This is a genomic window from Leptospira chreensis (genome assembly GCF_016919165.1).
GTDB lineage: Bacteria > Spirochaetota > Leptospiria > Leptospirales > Leptospiraceae > Leptospira_A > Leptospira_A chreensis.
In genome coordinates, this window is record NZ_JAFFPS010000057.1 from 75,348 (window position 1) to 93,420 (window position 18,073).

Consider the following 18,073-nt stretch of genomic DNA (forward strand, 5'->3'; position numbering starts at 1 on the left):
TTTTTTTTTATCTATTTTTTTTAATCTTTAATACAAGTTTTACCATCATGGGAGTCGATGTCGGTGACTTCCTTAAACAATACTTAGGTGCTTTTTTTGGAGTTTATCTCTCCACCACATTCAAAGTTTTTTCTGTTTCCCTCTTTTTACACCTCACTCTCTTTTCTCTTGTTTACTTAACCTATCATTTCCTCGGTAGAAGAGAGGTTCCTTGGTATGGGTTATCCGTTTGGGTTCTACTCATTGAATGTTTGGCTCTTTGCCATTCGATGGTCAGTTTCCCTCAGATTTATGGTGAGTTCTTTTTCTTTCGTTATCCTTCCTTGGCTCACTTCCTTTATTTTTTAACCGATCATACAAACCCTGGTTACTTTAGTTTGGTTTTGGGAACTCTCCTTTTTGGATTCCTCTCTGTCCTTTTTCGACAAATTTATCTTCATAAAAATAAAGAAAGTTTTTTGGCCCTTGTGCATGTGCTGGTTCTAGGACTTGTCCATACATCCGGTCACTATATGGTGGGGATTTTCTATTTTGCGATTTTATTTTGGCAAGGTAAAGAATACCAAAGAATTCATATTAAGTCTTACGGACTCATCCTCATCCTTTTAGTCCTTCTTTATCTAGTGCCTAGTGTCTGGAATCAAATTGATGCTCTGACACATTCTAAAGAAAAAGGCAAACCTCCTGTTTTTATTTTATCAGCAGATTCATTAAGATATGATAAAGTAGGATTACAAATCGATGGTAAAAGCATCACACCAAACATTGATTTGTTTGCAGCTGATAGTTATGTGTTCCATGATCACCATACAACCATTCCTCGCACTTTTCCAAGTTGGGCCGATTTATTAACCGGACAGTATTCGATGAGCCATAAGGTTCGGGATATGTTCCCATCCCTAGAAGAAAAACAAAGGATTGGTTCGGCTTCTTTTCCTACCATCCAACAAATGTTAAAGGGACTAGGTTACCGAAGTTATGCCGTGGGAAGTTTTGCCGCAGATATCTTTCCCCGTGCTAACTTTGGTTTCGATGAAGTGCTCGCACCGAATTTTAACGCCCGTATTATGACGGTTCAGCGAACGGCTGAATCCCAACTTTTCCTTTTGCCCTTTCTGACTGGATCTTGGTTTTCTGGCAAAATGTATTTGGAGGAGATGGATGGACTTTCTACTTGGGGAGATGGGACTCGTATTTTGGACCGGTTCCGTTCCATTGTCAAACGAGAAGGAGATTCTCCTTATTCGGTGACTTATTTTTCGAGTGTCATTCATTTCCCTTACACACCCGCATATCCTCATTATAAAACTTTTACTGATCCTAACTACTATGGTAAGTATAAGTATTTAAAGTTTGTGGATCCTACAAATTCCACGGTTCCAAATGCAGAGGAAACCAAACAAATACGGGGATTGTTTGATAGTGCGGTTTCTGCTTTTGATGCAGAATTGGGGAATATCATTTCTGAATTGAAATCCCGAGGCATTTATGATGAGGCTATCATCATTCTCACGGCCGACCATGGGGAAGCATTGTATGAAGATGTTCATGGGCAAGGGCATGGAGAACACCTTCGTGGAGAAGCCGTAACTCATGTTCCTTTGTTCATTAAATTTCCTAAATCGAGAAATGAAACAAAAGCGGATCATGAATTTTTTGGAATCACATCCAGTGTAGACATCTATCCCACTCTAATGGAATATTTTGGAATCACCACTAAATCAAAGTTTCCTGGGCAGTCATTATTACAAGTCCTTGGAAAAACAAATTGGGAAGGGGAGAGATCTGTCTATGCAGAAACAGGAATTTGGTTTTCTGATACAGGTGACCACTTCTTCCAAAAACAAAGAATTCCCTATCCGAATATTTTATCTCTCCACCAAGTAGTTCCGGAAGAGGACTACCAAATTATGATCACAGATCCCATCTATAGAGAAACCATTGCTTTCTCAAAACATAGGTCGGTTCAAAATTCTAATTATAAACTAATTTATATCCCCACGCGTCAAGGTGTGGTTTTTGAATTGTATGATCGAAAAAAAGATCCTTTAAATAGAAAGAATCTTTATCCCCATCACCCCGCTGCAGCAAAAATGAAAGACTTGTTGTATCAAACGGTGATCCAATGGGAAGATGCGACTCTCGCTGGAGAGTATTTAATACCAAGTTCTTTATCAGAAATCAATGAAACTAAATAAGGAAAAAAGAGGAAACTATGCCGCAACGTAACGACTTAAAATCAATTTTGATCATCGGATCCGGACCTATCGTCATCGGGCAGGCATGTGAATTTGACTACTCGGGGACTCAGGCGACCAAAGCCCTCCGAGAAAAAGGAATACGAGTCATCCTCGTAAATTCAAATCCAGCAACGATCATGACGGATCCCGATCTTGCCGATGCCACTTATATCGAACCACTCACAGTCCCTGTCTTAGAAAAGATTATTAAAAAAGAAAAACCTGATGCCATCTTACCAACGGTAGGTGGGCAAACGGCCCTCAACTTAGCCTTAGCACTTCATCGAGAAGGTGTTTTGGAGAAATACAATGTAGAACTCATTGGTGCAAAGGTTGATGCCATTCGCAAAGCGGAAGACAGAGAACTTTTCAAACAAGCGATGGAAAAACTCGGAATCCGTGTCGCCAAATCGTTTATGGTTTCCGACATGGAAGCTGCAAGAAAAGCAAAAGATGAAATTGGATTTCCTATCATTATTAGACCGGCATTTACCCTGGGGGGAACTGGAGGTGGAACTTGTTATGAAGAATCTGAATTCGAAGAAATTGCCCAACAAGGTCTTTCTGCATCTCCCATATCACAGGTATTAGTCGAAGAATCCGTGATGGGTTGGAAAGAATTTGAATTGGAAGTGATGCGAGACCTCGCCGATAACGTGGTCATCATTTGTTCTATTGAAAATTTAGATCCAATGGGTGTTCATACAGGGGATTCCATCACTGTTGCACCACAACAAACTTTAAGTGATAAAGAATACCAAAGACTCCGTGATATGTCGATTGATATCATTCGAGAAATCGGAGTAGAAACTGGTGGTTCCAATATTCAATTCGCAGTGAATCCAGAAAATGGTGATGTCATTGTGATTGAAATGAATCCTCGTGTTTCTAGATCTTCTGCCTTGGCATCAAAAGCAACCGGCTTTCCCATAGCAAAAATTGCAGCTCTATTATCTATCGGTTATACCTTGGATGAGATTCGAAACGATATCACCCGAGTGACACCAGCAAGTTTTGAACCATCCATCGATTACGTCGTTACAAAGATTCCAAGATTTGCTTTTGAAAAATTTCCAGGTTCTGATAATACCTTAGGTGTTCAGATGAAAGCGGTCGGAGAAGCAATGGCTATTGGTCGTAACTTCAAAGAAAGTTTTCAAAAAGCTCTCCGTTCTTTGGAAACCGATAGATTCGGTTTTGGAAGCGATGGATATTTGAAAGAACTTTTAGAATGGGAAGCTGTTCCCAAAGAAGAAAGAAAAACTTGGCTTACCGCGAAAGTAAAACGGCCCACAGACAAACGCATTTTTTACGTAAAGATGGCCTTTGATTTTGGGATGAGTGTAGAAGAGATTTTTGATATTTGTAAAATTGATCCTTGGTTTCTCTATCAATTCGAAGAGTTATTTCAACTTGAAAACAAGTTTCGAAAAGAGGGAAAGGCCATCATTGAAGAAATGAAAAAGGCCGGATTTTCCAACCGACAACTCGCCTTTCTAACAAAAGAAGAACAAATCCTCGCTCAAGTTCGCAGTGGTGCAGCCATTGAAATTACAAAGCAAAAGTGGAAAAAACCCTCAGAGAGGAAGAGGAATCCATTGAAAAATACTTAGAAGATAAAAATGTCCGTCCGGTTTATAAACGAATTGATACTTGCGCGGGTGAGTTTGAAGCCTTCACCCCTTATATGTATTCCTCTTATGATGAGGAAGATGAATCGGATGTAACTTCTAAAAAGAAAGTAATGATTCTTGGTGGTGGGCCGAATCGTATCGGTCAAGGGATTGAGTTCGACTATTGTTGTTGCCATACTTCCTTTTCCTTACAAGAAGCAGGAGTGGAATCCATTATGGTAAACTCCAATCCAGAAACAGTATCCACGGATTATGATACTTCGGACAGGTTATACTTTGAACCATTAAGTCTCGAAGATGTCATGGCGATTTTCAAAAAAGAAAAACCAGATGGAGTCATTGTTCAGTTAGGTGGTCAAACTCCACTAAAATTGGCAAAGTCACTTGAAAAACGTGGTGTTCCGATTCTGGGAACAAGTCCTGATTCCATTGATCGGGCAGAAGATCGGAAACGTTTTGCTGAGGTTTTAGAGAAACTAAGTTTGAAGTCACCTGATAACGGAATCGCAGCTTCTAAGGATAAGGCAAGAGAGATCGCAAGAAAAATCGGCTATCCAGTGCTTGTTCGACCTTCCTATGTATTAGGCGGAAGGGCGATGCTCATTGTTAACGAAGAATCGGAACTAGATAAATACATGGAAGAAGCAGAAGAGGTATCGGAAGATAGACCACTTCTCGTAGATTCCTTTTTGCAAGATGCTGTTGAAGTGGATGTGGATGCACTATGCGATGGAAAGGATGTGTTCATTGCTGGAATTATGGAACATATTGAAGAAGCGGGAATCCACTCCGGTGACTCTGCTTGTGTGTTGCCACCACAAAATATCTCACAACGTATGTTGCAAGAAATTGAAGAAGCAACTTACCGTTTGGCTTTAGAGTTAGATGTTAAGGGTTTGATCAACGTACAATATGCCATTAAAGAAGAAACACTGTATGTCTTGGAAGTAAATCCTCGCGCGTCAAGAACCGTTCCTTTTGTTGCAAAATCAATCGGGATTCCAATCGTAAAAATTGCCGTGCGATTGATGTTAGGTGAACCATTGGCTTCTTTCAAACTAGGAAAACGTTTTTCTGCACCGATGATTACGGTTAAGGAAGCCGTGTTGCCGTTTAGTAAATTTCCTGGCGTGGATACAATCCTTGGTCCAGAAATGAGGTCCACTGGTGAAGTTATGGGTGTTGCTGTTACAAAAGGGGAAGCCTTTGTGAAAGCACAGATCATGGCTGGAGAAGAACCACCTAAACATGGAACCGTATTTGTGACTATCAATGATAAAACGAAGAAAGAGTTACTTGAGCCAGTGCGTTCTTTGTCCAACTTAGGGTATAATATCATTGCAACAGAAGGAACCCATAAATTTCTTTCTGATAATGGAATTCTCTCTAGTAAAATTAACAAAATTTACGATGGATACTTTCCGAATGTAATCGACTATATCAAAGAAAAGAAGATCCATTTGATTATCAACACTCCCTTATCAAGAGTCACTCGTGAGAATGCTTTTACGATCCGTCAAGCTGCGATTAAGTATAAGGTTCCTTGTTTGACGACTGCTCAAGCGGCTAAGGCGTTGATTCATGGTTTGGTGGAAATGAAAGATAAAGGATTCTCCGTGAATTCCCTTCAGGAAATCCACGCGAATCACAAAAAGAACTAAATTGAAAACAAGGATTTAGAAAGTTTAACGACTCTGTTAGATTTCTAGATCCTTTAGTATCGACTCAATTCGACTCCGGTTCACACCTAAATCTGATTTCCCCAACCTTGATGCGGACCGGAAGTGAAGGAGTTTATTTTTCTCATCGAAATAGAATTCCACATCATCAACATATCGCATGAGTCTAGAAGTAAACTCGGTGTAAATGTAGTTTGGATTTTCTTGTATGATTTTGGTTCTCGGACTTTGTTCTAATTTCAGTTTTAAAATAGCAAAAGCTTCCTTTAGATTTTTTTTATAAGGGACTGCTCCCCGGTAATGTTCCTTATCTGTCGGTTCCGCAAAGCTACTAACACAGTTTGGAGTTGTGGGACAATCAGCCAATCTTTCGGATTTGATTCCCAGGAAATCGGGTCTTGTCCCTGTACAGCCAAGGAAAAAAGAAAGGGATAGGAAAAGGAAAAAGGGGATGGTTTTTAAGTTCATTGATGCCTCTGTGAGATTCCTTGTATTGGACGGTTCTTTTTTCCTATTGGATAAAAATTCGTCTCACTGGAAAAGGTAAGTCAGTTACTTTTTCCAGTCGCGCACTTTTGGAGCTGGTTTTCTTACGAAAGTCACACACCAAGGCAACTGACCTTCCTTGGAAACAGACTTTTCTTAGAAACTGACCTACCTTGGAAACAGACTTTTCTTAGAAACTGACCTACCTTAGAAACTGACTTTCTTTAGAAACTGACTTTCTTTAGAAATTGACTTCCCAAAATCCCTCCCTCAGGATCGAAACTTCCTTACCCGCCATTTCCTACCCAAAATAACCTAGATTCTCTCCTTCCCCTCGTTTTCTTGATCCCGTTTTCTCGCTTGAATTTTCCTTGGATGCGCTCGTACTTGTGCCTATTCCCTCGCGAAACAGATCGGGTTTGCATTTTTAACTAGGGAAAAGTCTAATGTTAGATGGAAATAAAGTGGGAAGTATGGAAAACTATGGTAACTAAGAAAAAAAGATGGACAAACCGTGGTCTCAGTAATTATATAAAACAAACGTTCGATATAAAAAAGGGCAACGCCTTATGCCTAAAATAGTCGATCACGATCTCTACCGGATAGAGCTTTTGACGAAGTGTATGCCTATCTTCGTTTCCAAAGGGGTGTCTTCGGTTTCGATGCGTGAGTTATCTAGTGCACTCGGGGTTTCTACGGGAACTCTTTACCATTACTTTCCAACGAAAGAGATTCTATTTGAATCTATGGTAAAACAGCTCGTTGCCATCGATGCAAAAGAGATTACCGAACTATCGGAAAGTCATTCGGCTCTTTCGGACATTATGAATTTTGTCGCCTCACGTGAGTCGCATTTTATGAACTTGATGTTACTTGCGGTGGATGTGAAGCGGCAGTTAAGTGAATCAGATGAGTTGGTAAAGTTAGTCGAGGATTCATTTGATTTATATCGGACAGCTTTGGATCGATTTTTTCCTGCGGATACCAATGCAACGAGTGGCAGGGCTTTTTTATCTTTTTTTCTCGGCGCTCTGTTTTTGAAAAATAAAGCAACGAAAGAAACGGGTTGGCCTGAACTTTTTGCTGGATTGGAGAACTTGAAGGTATTGTTTCAAAACACAGAATAAGGAGAAAGGATTATGACTCTCACCAAACGACTTAGTTTTTTACTTTGTTATGTTTTGCCAATTTTAGCAGTGATTGCTGAAGGGATGGGGGGAGTATCTTATTTGATTGTTCCCATAATAGTTTTTATCCTTTTACCAGTGTTGGATTTGATATTAGGAAGGGATAAATCCAATCCAACCGAAACAAGTTTTCAGAATCTTCAAAACGATTCCTATTTTCGTTATCTGACACAAACCTGGGCTTACGTTCAGCTAATATTTGTCATTTGGTCGGTCTATCGAATTGTTTCATACCCGCATACAACCTTTGAGTTTGTTTTATTTGCCGTTGCAGTGGGAATTGTTACAGGTGGGATCGGGATCACTGTGGGTCATGAACTGGGGCATAAAAATACTCGGTATGAACAGTTCCTATCCAAAATGATTTATATGACAGTGTGTTATATGCATTTTTATATAGAACACAATCGCGGCCATCATACTCATGTTTCCACTCCGAATGATCCCGCGTCTTCCAAAAAGAACCAATCATTCTATAGGTTTTATCCACAGACTGTTTTTGGAGCCTACAAATCTGCTTGGGAATTGGAGAAAAGGCGTTTGTCTAAATTAGGACTGGGAATTTTACACTATAGAAATGAAATGATCTGGTATTCGATCATCACCCTTCTTTTCCTAACGAGTCTTGTTTTCTTTGGATCATTCTTAAGTAGTAAAGGAATTCGTTGGGATGTACTTGGATTTTTACTTTTACAATCATTCGTTGCATTTTCACTTTTGGAGTTAACAAATTACATTGAACATTATGGTTTGAAGCGAAACGAAGTTTCTAATGGTCGGTTTGAAAAAGTATTACCAATCCATTCTTGGAATCAAAATTACTTTGTATCCAATGCGCTTTTGTTCCAATTACAAAGGCACTCGGACCACCATGCCAATGCGGGAAGGCGTTACCAAACCCTTCGCCATTTCGAAGAAGCTCCCCAATTGCCCTTTGGTTATGAAGTCATGATCCTCATTGCTCTTTTTCCTCCACTCTGGTTTTCCATGATGAATCCCATTTTGGAATCTTGGGAAAAGAAGAGTCTCGTGCAGTCATAGTCAATTGGATCGGAGAGGGAATCGCTTCTTTCAGGAGAGGTTTATAGAATCTCAGTTTTCTCTCACGGAGAAAGTTGTCTCCGTGAGATTTGGACTTGATGTTATTTAGATTCTGATTCTGCGAGCACAGAACGTTTTGTTTTTAGAATCGAAAATAACAGAAATAACAATGCGGCAACACCCAAATAAAAGAATCCAGATGCCAAATAACCGGAGATAGGTGGGTATAGGATACTGAAACTAAAATCAGGGTTTTCTGATTCCGCAAGGAGGGTTCCTGATTTTATATCATCGCTTTTGATTTCATCACTAGACGGGTAGGAGTAGGAATCAAAACTCGCTGGCCATTGGTAAGGGTTCCCATAGTAGAGAGAGTATCCGTCTTTGTTCCCGTCCCCGTTGGCAAAAAAATAGATTTCTTCGAGTGGTTGCACAGAAACTACGTTTGTTAGGTGCAGTGTTTCATTTTCTCCATCATAAATTCGAATTTCGAATTCAGAGCTAATCGTGCGCGAAAGAGGAATTTCTGTGTATGGACCTTCCGCTTTGTTATGACTCACAGTCCCTTCAAATACAGTATCCCATTCCTTTTTGTCAATTTTACCGCGAACAGTGATCCTTCGTTCCCAATTCCCTTCTTCAAATTGTAATTTCAGAATTTGAAAAGCTGCTTGTGGTTCGTTGGGAAACAAAAACTGGCAATCGTTTTCTGCAAGGATGGGATTTGGTACAGAATGCGATTTTTCATAATATAGATTTTTGTTTTGTTTGGCGCGAAGGGCTGTTGGGAATTTTAAATCAGAACCAGGCTCTGCTTCCAATCGAAGAAAACGGTGTTTGGTCCCACCTAGGTCAATTTCCCCAGAAGATTGGCTTCCATATTTATAGAGAAAAACAGTCTTTGAATCTATGAAATTATCAGGGTTGTCACCTAACTTTAAAGTGATGGATGTTTCATAGTCATAGGCGCTGGATACAGAAAGTTTAGTATAGTTCATTCCTTCCGGTAGTTTCGGAAGTTCCAATACATAGATTTCTAAATCGTCTTTTTTCGAAAAAAGAAGTTCTGGTTTTACCTTTTCTGTATTTTTCGAAATTTCCTCGGCATTTTGAATATGGTAAGGAACAATCTCCCCATTGTAAGCGAGCCTCAAGTCTCCATAAAAAGAATGTTTGTAGAAATCTTCATCTAACATAAGTTTTACAACACCGTTAGGAGAAAGATTCCCTGAGATCTTCAGATCTTTTTTATATTTAAAGTTCTGAACAGCAAGGGGTCTGCTTGTCACTTGGGTTGTGATTGAAATAAAAAATAGAATGGGTAGTATAAGTTTGGTCTTCATTTTGTTTCCTTTTTGAAATGATTGTAGAATTTTCCCGTGACGATAAGAGTCACACCTAAGAATAAACCTGCTAAAATTCGGTATCCTAAACTCAAATTCCAAAAATCATAAAGATAGAATTTGATGATGACAAGGGCCAAAGATCCGAACCCTACATAACGTAGAGATTGAATCTTTTTTCCAAATCCGATGGATAAAGCCACGAGTCCATAAAGAATCAAACTGAGTGTGTAGAGGAATAACTGTTTCTCTTCGGGGAAGCCGAGATAGATTTCTACAAAGGTTCCGAGTAACCAATACGGATAGGCTGCATACAAGAAGACCTTAGAGAACTCAGAAAACTTTCTACTATAGAGATAAGAAAGTAGCAAATACACAGATCCTGTAGCAAAAACCAAAAACCTTCCATTCAGGAATGGGATTTCGTTTTGAGAACGATAGGTGAAGGCAAAGATATAGAACAGAGCAAAAAACCAAACAGGAAAGGCCGCCCAGTACATATAAAGTTGTTTGGAATAGGTTGAGGCCACCGTGACAAGAAATGCAAAACTGATCAGGCTAAAAGCCAAAAGTTTTCCAGAGGTTCCGATCACAATCAAACTGACAATGAAAGGGAGGCCAAAAAGTCCAATCAGATCATAGAGTTTTTTCTTCTCTAAACTAAGCTCTGTTCGTCTGAGGGAGCGTTCATACAATCCATAAAATAGAATGAGTAGGAGAGTGAGTAAAAATGGTTTGGCGATTGGATAGAATACCGAGAAAGCCCAAAAGGATTGGATGAATCCGAGTGCTAAGGTAGAACCAATGGTAATGAGTGTTAGAATCGGTTCCTTGGATTTTGTAGTTTCTAATGTTTTAAACTCTCTTAGTAAAAATAAAACAAAAACACCCAATTGGAAACTGATCGGAAAAAAAGGTTTGGCATCTACCAAGTTATCATTGGCCCAACCAACAAAGATAAGGTGGTTTGCCGCAAGGAGGAGAAGGGGGATGACTTTCCAACCCGTATCCTTTCTCACCCAAAAGAATAGAACATTCCATAAGAGTAAATATGTGAATAAAAATGGGTAGGAGTTTTGACCTGTGGAAAGAAGGAGTGGGACAAGAAAAGCACCTAGAGAGGCAAATCCAAATAACACTTCACTTTTTTGTGCATGGGCAATGGCCACCGCTGTCAAACTGAGGATGAGTAGACCCACAAAACAGGTTTCTGTAGAGTACAAATCATACCACAAATACCCAGAGTAATAAGCAGAGAAGAGGACGGCAATCCCGAGTCCCATAAAGCTTGGGGAAAGATAGGGTCTTGATTTTCGAACCCTATATCCATAGATAAGGATGGGAATGGCTAAAACAAGGCCGATCCAAATACGGACTGATTCATTGATCCAATACTCTTCAATGGCTAAATAGAAAAACCAAATGGATGCAAGTAGAAGTGAGAGCACTCCGAGCTTTACAAACAGATTTTCGCCGATCCATTGGACGAACCAGTTGGGTCCATCGTTTAATGGAACTTCTGTTTGGTGGTATTCTACGGCAACCGGTTTGGAAACAGGCGGGGTGGACTGTTTCGGAGTTTGGGGACTTGTGAGAGAGAGAACTCTTTCTTTTAATAAAGAAAGTTCTCTCTCCATAGACTGAATCCTTGTCAGGATTTCTTTCGTTTCTTTTTCTTCCACGGTGGAAATGGTTCACATCCGTGGAAGGAGGGGAACTACTTTTTATTCGGGATCGCTCCACATTCCATTTTCACGAATGAGGTCAATGAGTTGGTCAGCGGCTTCTCCTTCCGAGACACCTTTTTTTACAATTTCTTTCCCTTTGTAGAGATGAACCTTACCAATTCCGGCACCTACATACCCAAAATCGGCATCTGCCATCTCCCCCGGGCCGTTGACTATACAACCCATCACCGCAATTTTCACACCTTTCAGATGCCCCGTTCTTTTTTTGATCATGGCAGTTGTGGACTGTAAATCAAACATGGTGCGACCACAAGAGGGACAAGATATATACTCTGTCTTTGTTAGGCGAAGTCTTGTGGCTTGCAAAATATCGAAACTGAGAATGAGCGATTCTTCGGGTTCCCCGTCCCCGTATGATAAACGAACCAGATCTCCGATTCCGTCCAGGAGACTTCCACCCACTTGGATGGAAGATTCGTAAAGCAGTGATTCTTTGTCACCTGTGTGGGTGACAAGGGCGATGGGATAGTCTGATTCCCGTAAATGAAAAGCTAGTTTTCGAACAGTCAGTAAATCCCCATTTTTAACAGAAAAGATAAGGTTTTCTATCTTTCGTTTTTGGGATTCCCTAACGATTTTTTCTGTTAGGTGGATGTCTTTGGCGTCGATACTCCATTCCACAGTTCGTTTGTCTTTGGCAAAACGTGTGACAAAATCCAAAAGATCATCCCAGGATTCTTCTGATTCCTTAAAAAAAATATCAGGGCTAATGACCCATTTTTGGATGCGGTAGAGGTCTTCTGCCAAACTATCATATTGATAGGTTAACTCTTTGGAAAGTTCCACGGAAACTGGCAAAGGAAAAGATCCTCGCCTCGCCATGGTTCCGAGAGAAATCAAATCCAACTCGGAATCAATTTTGAAATGGAGGAGTTCGGGAATGCGGCCCGACTTGGTTTCTCTTTGGATAAGGTTTAAAACTTCTTCTGCGGATTCGGATCCAAAAAAAGGAAAACTAATTTCGATACGAACGGGGGAGCTGTCTCCGAGTTTTGTATCCCCTAGATTTAATTCTTTGGAATAGAATCTCGAGTATTGGAAAGGATCACGAAACTCGGTATAGATAGTTTCCTTGTTTTTTGATGATGCGTCTTTTGAAAGGGAAAGCTGATCCTCGGCGTTCGAAGTTTGTGTTGTCGATTGTGTATGGATTTCTTTTAGAAAACTTTCGTTGTATTTACGAACGAGTTCTTTGGCAACGGGGATTTCATAAATTGCATCTTCTGTGAGAGACACACGGATGGTGTCCCCAAGTCCGTCTTCGAGTAAACTTCCAATTCCAATCGCAGATTTAATCCTTCCGTCTTTTCCGTCCCCGGCCTCAGTGACACCTAAATGTAAAGGATAGTCCATTCCCAAATCATAAAACCGGGAAACTAACATACGATAGGCTTGGATCATCACTTGTGGGTTAGAAGCCTTCATGGAAACTACAATATCTTTGTAAGAATTTCTTTCGGCAATGCGGATGAATTCCAATGCAGATTCCACCATACCGAGGGGAGTGTCCCCAAACCGGTTCATGATCCGATCAGAAAGGCTTCCGTGATTGGTTCCTATCCGCATAGCAACACCTAGTTCTTTAGAACGTAAAACAAGGGGTGTGAAAACTTCTTCGATTCTTTCTAATTCTTCGTTATAATCTTTGTCTGTATATTCTATGATTTCAAATTTCTTTTTGTCTGCAAAATTGCCTGGATTGATTCGCACCTTCTCCACCCATTCTACGCATTTTAGTGCCACTTGCGGAGTGAAATGAATGTCTGCCACTAGAGGGACTTTGAGACCAAGTTCTTTCATTCTTTTTCGAATCTCTGGCAAATTATCTGCATCGGCTTGACTGGGAACTGTTAGGCGAACAATTTCGGAACCAGCTCTTTCTAAGTCAGCAATTTGTTGTATACTTGCATCCGTATCTCTTGTGTTAGATGTAATCATGGATTGGATACGAATTGGATTTTTTCCTCCAATTCCCACACCTCCCACCATCACTTCTCGGGTAGGACGTCTTTTGTAGAAAAATGGCGATTCGTTATATTTGGTGCTCATTTGAATCTTATGTTCTCATTATCTAGGAAATTAAATTCGAATTTTTGGGCAAGCAGTATGAAAAAAATCCGTTGGTTTCAATTTCCCTCTCTCCCAGACCGAAAATCTATTTAGGAAGAATACCTGAGTTCTTAAACGATGAATACTGAAGTAAAACAAGGATTACAGCGAAAATACCGGGTGCAGGTCACAGTGGCAATCTACCGAGAGGGGAGTTTGTCTTATAAAAGTGAAATCCTTTCCCCAGCCTATTACGACAAACGCCAGGAAGCTCGTGACCATATCCGCCAAGAAATTCGCGAAAGGTTGGCTCATTCCAAATTCTTCCGTTCCACACGTTTGGACTACGATCTCGTCCGCTACACAGAAGAGGGGAGTTGTAATACCTACCTCAGATACAGCATACAAGATTCGGAAACTTGATCCCGCAAAAAAAACTACACGATTGGTACCAAATTCATAAAAGGGACCTCCCGTTTCGAAAGAAAAAACAAGCATATCCAATTTGGATTTCTGAAGTGATGCTTCAGCAAACGCGCGTTAATGCGATGTTGCCTTTGTATGAATCCTTTATCAAACGATTTCCCACGCCCGAAGCCTTAGCCTCTGCCTCAGAAGATGAGGTCCTTGCCCATTGGAAAGGACTTGGGTATTACAGTCGGGCTCGCAATATCAGAAAAGCCGCCATTTTTATTGTACAAAATTATAATGGATCCTTTCCCAAAGATCTAAATTCGGTTTTGCAACTTCCGGGAATTGGAAACTATACTGCACGTGCCATCCTGTCCATAGCCTATGACTTACCTTTGGCTGTTTTGGATGGGAACGTCAAACGAGTTCTCTCTCGTTATTATGGTTATACGGAAAACATTCTTGGTTCCAAAGCAGACAGCGACTTACAAAAGAAAGCCGATGGATTTTTAAATACAGACCATCCCGGGGATCATAACCAAGCCATGATGGAACTAGGGGCCACCCTTTGTTTGCCGGAATCTCCGAAATGCCTGTTATGCCCCTTGACTGATTCTTGTTTTGCGAGGATCCACCAAAAGACAAGTGAGATCCCTCTTCGAGAAAAGGACAAAAAACAGATCCAACTGATCGCAGAGATATGGGTTCTTTTTTACAAGGAGTCCATCCTCCTCGTTCGGGAACCAAAAATGCGTTTTTTAAAGGAGATGTTCCATTTGCCTTATGGATTTACCGGAGAAATTCCCGGGGATGCTTACGAACCCACACCGTTCTTTTTGTCCTTAAGAGAAACATTGTCGGATCCAGATTCCAAACCAATCGGCCAATTCAAACATACCATCACCCATCATAAGATGGTTTTTTCTGTTCTCCGTTCTCGATTGAAAGAAAAGGACCGGATAGAAGGCCTGACAAAGAAATTTGGTGTAGAAAGTAAGTGGGTCACTCTTTCCACTTTGGATACGGAATTCCCCTCGTCCCTCGCTTCTAAGGTAAAAAAGATTTTGCTTTACTTAGAACCCTAGTTCGCTACGATTCACGGGCTATGGCCGAGATCATTGTTTGGATCGAACATCTTGTTTCCAACATCCCATTACCCATTTTGGAGGTTTGGGGCCGGTTCTCTTTTTTACTCGGATCTATCATTTCGATATTTGCATTCACTGGATTTACCTTTCGAAACGGAAAAACATTTCGCATTTCTCGTGAGGTTTGGAATTGGAACTTAACTAGTTTCTACTGGTTTCTCATCACCTTTGTTTCCATCTTTCTGACTGGGTATTTGGGGAGTTCCATTGTCCTCATCCCGGGAGCACAAACCCTTGAAAGTCTCAAAGACCTCTCTGTTTTTCTTTGTTTGAATTTTTTTGGATACCCGGCTCTCCTTGCTGTGCCCTTTGCTTACGGACTTTCCGATTTGATTGAAGGAGTCCCTCCCGAATTTCTCTGGGACTGGTTACCCGGTTACTTTATCAATCCCAGTTTGTTTTGGTTGTCCTACCAAATGATAGGTAAGTCACCTGACTTTCGTAAGTTTCGCATATGGGTGTATTATCTTTTATTTGTAATTTTGTTTTTGATCCTCGAACCTTTTTTGTGGGGGTATTTGTGTTCGGAACAATTTGGTGCCGAAATCTCTTACCATACAATTAGTTCGGCCCTACTATTCACAACGGGAATCACTTGGATTTTAGCTCCTTTCGCCATGGTGTTTGTTTTCCCGCTGGTAAGAAGGTTGGGATTTTTTTGGGCTGAGGTTCCAGACCAAGTCAAAGAAGTCACCCTTTCAGAACCAATCACCATTTGGAAGTCGGGACCAGACGAATTCGAAACCTTACAACCCGACTTAGAAATACGGACAGGTATTTCGTTACAACTTTTCATAGTGACACCTTTCGTCTGTTTGGTTTTATTTTTGGTGGGTGTCACCGCTTACGTAACATTAAAAAATGCAGAAGGGTCTGCCTACCAGATGGTGGAAGTTTTACATAGACAATGGTCCAAAAATATCAACCTGAGTTTGGATCGGTATTTATCTGAGATAGCCATCTCTTCTAAAAAAAGTTATGATACGCCTGGACTCATTGAAGTTCTGGATGTTTCCAAAGTTAATACTCATGGTCGTGTATTTTTACTGGATGAACATTTGAATCCATTGGCCTCTTTATCTTCTGAGGTTGGTAAAACAAGATTACTCGAAACAGTCAGAGTGGAACTAAAGAAACTCGGTAACGAAATTAATACTTCAGAAAAAAGATTTAGTTTTGCCATTGTCACAAGAAAACCACTCTCTCGCGAGAACTGGAATGCGATGGTCACCATCTATACCCATCCTAACTTAAAAGAAAAAACATACCTCATTACTTTGTTTCCATATTCTTTTTATTTGAGTGGCGTGATTTCCGGAAATAGTGAATCGGCTATGGTTTTTGCTTGGGCGATTCTTCTCAGTTTGGTCCTGGCCATTGTGGTTGCAGAGTTTGTGACAAGACCTGTCCTCTCTTTTGCCAAAGCATCGAAATCACTCGCTCGCGGTGATTGGGACATTCCGGTGGGTGAGAGTATGATTGCCGAACTCAAAGACCTGTCAGAAGCCTTACGTTTTATGTCTTCGGAGCTCAAACAAAGTTTCAAACGTGTGGAAGAAAGCCAACGTTTGGTGATGGAAACCAATTCTAATTTAGAAGAAAAAATTGGGCAAAGGACGGAAGCTCTCATCGAAAGCAATCGTAGTCTTGTCGAGATGATTGAGACAAAAGAAAAAATCCTAATCGATTTACATAAAACACAAACCCAACTTCTTATGAGCGAAAAATTGGCTGCTCTCGGTCAATTTGCTGCTGGGATCACACATGAATTGAATACTCCCCTGGGTGCGATTACATCCAGTGTGCGGGCTATGTCAGAAATCATAAAAAATGATATCATCAATCTGCCTGATTTTTTAGAATCTTTGAATCTTTCGGAAAGAGAAGACTTTCGTCACCTATTACAGATGGGTGTATCTTTTGGTTCTCGTAATTCCGGTTTACTCAGTCGTGCGGAAAAAAAAGAACGATTGGGAATTTTAAATTCCCATCAAATCGAAAATCCAGAAGAGATCATTGAAGATTTGACTTCTCTTGGTATTTTACAATTAGAAGATCCACTTTTAAAAATTTTGAAAAAACCAAAGTCTGGAATTATATTACAAAACGTACTTATTTTGGGGAGTTTGTATCGTTTGGTTTATATTGTACAAACAGCTACAGAAAAAGCCTCTCATGTTGTGAATGCACTCAAACATTATTTATACACTGATCGTTCGGAAACAGAAACAAATTTTCAAAATGTTCATATCCCTACAGAACTCGATTCTATTCTTACCTTATACCAAACAAAAATTAAAAACGATGTGGAAATTACCAAGTTTTATACAACAGCTGATTATTGTTTGGCGGAAAGAGATAAACTCAATCAAGTTAGCATCAAAATCATAAACAAAGCCTTACAAGCAATTCACTATAAGTGAAAAATAAAAATCTCTGTGACTTCCAATACAAATTTTGTGATCACTGCTATCCATGATACAGGAAAAGGGATTGCCCCTGAAATTCACGATAAGATCTTCTTACCTTTTTTCACTACAAAAAAACATGGCGAAGGCATTGGGCTTGGGCTTGACATTTGTAAACAAATCGTAGAAAAAATGAAGGGTACCATAGAATTTTCGTCAGATGATATGGGTACGGAATTTAGAGTTTATTTGCCAAAAGCACAAGAAGGGGAAAGAGATTGAATATTACGCAGCTACAACATGAGAAAAACGCAATCCTATGTGTGGATGACGAGCCTATTCTTCTTCTTTCCCTCGTACAAGAACTAAAACGCGAGATTGGTGGGAGTTACACGTACGAAACTGCCCAAAATCCCGAAGAAGCAATGGAAGTCATCGATGATCTTTGTAGTTCGGGAGTGGAAGTCATTCTCATCCTGTCGGATTGGCTCATGCCGGGAATGCGGGGCGATGAGTTTCTCATCCAGGTTCACCAAAAATACCCACAAATTAAGTCCATCCTCATCTCGGGTCATGCTGATCGCGATGCCATCAACCGTGTCAAAGAAGAGGCAAAAACCTACGCTATTTTTTCCAAACCTTGGAATACCAGAGAACTACTAGATGCCGTTCGTTTCTGTTGCAATTTGACCTAAGTCC

The 18,073-nt window shown here is 40.3% G+C and carries 10 protein-coding genes and 2 pseudogenes; 8 read left to right on the top strand and 4 right to left on the bottom strand.

What is annotated here, in order from left to right:
* Positions 1 to 47 precede the first annotated feature (47 nt).
* Both JWG41_RS15385 and carB read left to right on the top strand, forming a co-directional pair.
* A complete protein-coding gene (locus JWG41_RS15385; RefSeq protein WP_232374045.1) occupies positions 48 to 2,198 on the top strand; it encodes a sulfatase family protein in 2,151 nt (716 codons plus the stop codon).
* Between the two features lie 40 nt (positions 2,199 to 2,238).
* A pseudogene (carB, locus tag JWG41_RS15390) lies at positions 2,239 to 5,532 on the top strand (carbamoyl-phosphate synthase large subunit); the annotation flags it as partial.
* Between the two features lie 39 nt (positions 5,533 to 5,571).
* Here the strand turns inward: carB and JWG41_RS15395 are convergent.
* The gene (locus JWG41_RS15395) at positions 5,572 to 6,021 is read right to left on the bottom strand and encodes a DUF1499 domain-containing protein (RefSeq protein ID WP_205270810.1); all 450 of its coding nucleotides are present in this window, start codon (positions 6,019 to 6,021) and stop codon (positions 5,572 to 5,574) included.
* Between the two features lie 641 nt (positions 6,022 to 6,662).
* Here JWG41_RS15395 and JWG41_RS15400 point away from each other — a divergent pair.
* Positions 6,663 to 7,166, top strand: a complete 504-nt coding sequence (locus tag JWG41_RS15400; protein WP_205270811.1) for a TetR/AcrR family transcriptional regulator — start codon at positions 6,663 to 6,665, stop codon at positions 7,164 to 7,166.
* Between the two features lie 12 nt (positions 7,167 to 7,178).
* Positions 7,179 to 8,267 (top strand): alkane 1-monooxygenase, encoded by a 1,089-nt coding sequence (locus tag JWG41_RS15405; protein WP_205270812.1) that lies wholly within the window; start codon positions 7,179 to 7,181, stop codon positions 8,265 to 8,267.
* Positions 8,268 to 8,368: 101 nt separating this feature from the next.
* Here JWG41_RS15405 and JWG41_RS15410 read toward each other — a convergent pair whose 3' ends face one another.
* Genes JWG41_RS15410 through ispG form a run of 3 tightly spaced genes read right to left on the bottom strand, consistent with a single transcriptional unit; the run spans position 8,369 to position 13,407 of the window.
* On the bottom strand, positions 8,369 to 9,610 hold the full coding sequence (locus JWG41_RS15410; protein WP_205270813.1) for a hypothetical protein: 1,242 nt from the start codon (positions 9,608 to 9,610) through the stop codon (positions 8,369 to 8,371).
* Positions 9,607 to 11,292, bottom strand: coding sequence for a DUF2339 domain-containing protein (locus tag JWG41_RS15415; protein WP_205270814.1), 1,686 nt, complete (start codon positions 11,290 to 11,292; stop codon positions 9,607 to 9,609). Before JWG41_RS15415 ends, JWG41_RS15410 begins: the two co-directional genes overlap by 4 nt.
* 42 nt (positions 11,293 to 11,334) lie before the next feature.
* Positions 11,335 to 13,407 (bottom strand): (E)-4-hydroxy-3-methylbut-2-enyl-diphosphate synthase, encoded by a 2,073-nt coding sequence (ispG, locus tag JWG41_RS15420; protein ID WP_205270815.1) that lies wholly within the window; start codon positions 13,405 to 13,407, stop codon positions 11,335 to 11,337.
* 138 nt (positions 13,408 to 13,545) lie between these two features.
* Here ispG and JWG41_RS15425 point away from each other — a divergent pair, with 138 nt between their 5' ends.
* From JWG41_RS15425 to JWG41_RS15440, 4 genes and pseudogenes are all read left to right on the top strand, one after another.
* Positions 13,546 to 13,830, top strand: a complete 285-nt coding sequence (locus JWG41_RS15425; protein WP_205270816.1) for a hypothetical protein — start codon at positions 13,546 to 13,548, stop codon at positions 13,828 to 13,830.
* Entirely contained in the window at positions 13,827 to 14,903 is a 1,077-nt protein-coding gene (mutY, locus tag JWG41_RS15430) for an A/G-specific adenine glycosylase (protein ID WP_205270817.1), read from the top strand. The genes JWG41_RS15425 and mutY overlap by 4 nt, the downstream gene beginning before the upstream one ends.
* Positions 14,904 to 14,923: 20 nt before the next feature.
* Positions 14,924 to 17,656 (top strand): annotated as a pseudogene (locus JWG41_RS15435) (sensor histidine kinase).
* A complete protein-coding gene (locus JWG41_RS15440; RefSeq protein WP_135632817.1) occupies positions 17,653 to 18,069 on the top strand; it encodes a response regulator in 417 nt (138 codons plus the stop codon). The pseudogene JWG41_RS15435 and the gene JWG41_RS15440 overlap by 4 nt, the downstream one beginning before the upstream one ends.
* Positions 18,070 to 18,073: the final 4 nt, after the last annotated feature.

Excerpts from the sequence above, each read along its gene's own strand:
- JWG41_RS15385 (WP_232374045.1), top strand. The coding sequence starts at position 48 with ATGGGAGTCGATGTCGGTGACTTCCTTAAACAATACTTAGGTGCTTTT.
- JWG41_RS15395 (WP_205270810.1), bottom strand. The coding sequence starts at position 6,021 with ATGAACTTAAAAACCATCCCCTTTTTCCTTTTCCTATCCCTTTCTTTT.
- JWG41_RS15400 (WP_205270811.1), top strand. The coding sequence starts at position 6,663 with ATGCCTATCTTCGTTTCCAAAGGGGTGTCTTCGGTTTCGATGCGTGAG.
- JWG41_RS15405 (WP_205270812.1), top strand. The coding sequence starts at position 7,179 with ATGACTCTCACCAAACGACTTAGTTTTTTACTTTGTTATGTTTTGCCA.
- JWG41_RS15410 (WP_205270813.1), bottom strand. The coding sequence starts at position 9,610 with ATGAAGACCAAACTTATACTACCCATTCTATTTTTTATTTCAATCACA.
- ispG (WP_205270815.1), bottom strand. The coding sequence starts at position 13,407 with ATGAGCACCAAATATAACGAATCGCCATTTTTCTACAAAAGACGTCCT.
- JWG41_RS15425 (WP_205270816.1), top strand. The coding sequence starts at position 13,546 with ATGAATACTGAAGTAAAACAAGGATTACAGCGAAAATACCGGGTGCAG.